The sequence below is a fragment of the Rhizobium sp. TRM95796 genome, assembly GCF_025779995.1.
Lineage (GTDB): Bacteria > Pseudomonadota > Alphaproteobacteria > Rhizobiales > Rhizobiaceae > Rhizobium_E.
Genome location: NZ_JAOXHE010000039.1, coordinates 1 through 533 on the forward strand (window position 1 = coordinate 1; position 533 = coordinate 533).

The following is a 533-nucleotide window of genomic DNA, read 5'->3' on the forward strand; positions in this document are numbered from 1 at the left end:
AGCTTTCCCTGGCCGAAGGGCTCCAGCTGGAAATGCAGGCCGCGCACGGTGCCGGGCGTTGCGGAGAGAGATTGATTGTCCTGCACGAAGCTTACATCGGCTATGTTGCCGCGAAACCAGGCGTCCTTGAATATTTCCGAGAAGTATCCGCGATGATCGCCGAAGCGGGCAGGGGTGATCTTTACAACATCAGAAATAGCTAGACGTTCAAACTGCATCGACAATCTCCTGACTACACTATCAATATTCAGGATTTCCTATTCTTCGCAAGTGCGAAATTGATGTTGTTCGCCTGAACTTTGTGGTTGGTTAACTCGGAAACCCCGCAGCCGAGGTTTAGCAGGCCAACTTTCATTGTTGTCGTCGGCATTAAATCCAACCGCGAAGCCAACCACATTTTTGCAGCGCGTCGTGCTTCCATCCAGTCAACTCCAAGACCTCATAAAATACGCATTTTCTTAGAGTCTGACTCGAAAAGCCTTCAACGATATCCATACCTTGCAAGCCGTCTGGTGATCAGGCGGATGTGGGCG

Annotated in this window: 2 protein-coding genes; both read right to left on the minus strand. The window is 50.7% G+C overall.

Annotated features, from left to right (window positions below; genetic code table 11):
- Positions 1-218: dTDP-4-dehydrorhamnose 3,5-epimerase family protein (locus tag OCK01_RS26410; protein WP_263826561.1), on the minus strand; the 218-nt coding region annotated here is incomplete at its 3' end.
- Between the two features lie 29 nt (positions 219-247).
- A complete protein-coding gene (locus tag OCK01_RS26415; protein WP_263826562.1) occupies positions 248-421 on the minus strand; it encodes a hypothetical protein in 174 nt (57 codons plus the stop codon).
- Positions 422-533: the final 112 nt, after the last annotated feature.

Excerpts from the sequence above, each read along its gene's own strand:
- OCK01_RS26415 (WP_263826562.1), bottom strand. The coding sequence starts at position 421 with ATGGAAGCACGACGCGCTGCAAAAATGTGGTTGGCTTCGCGGTTGGAT.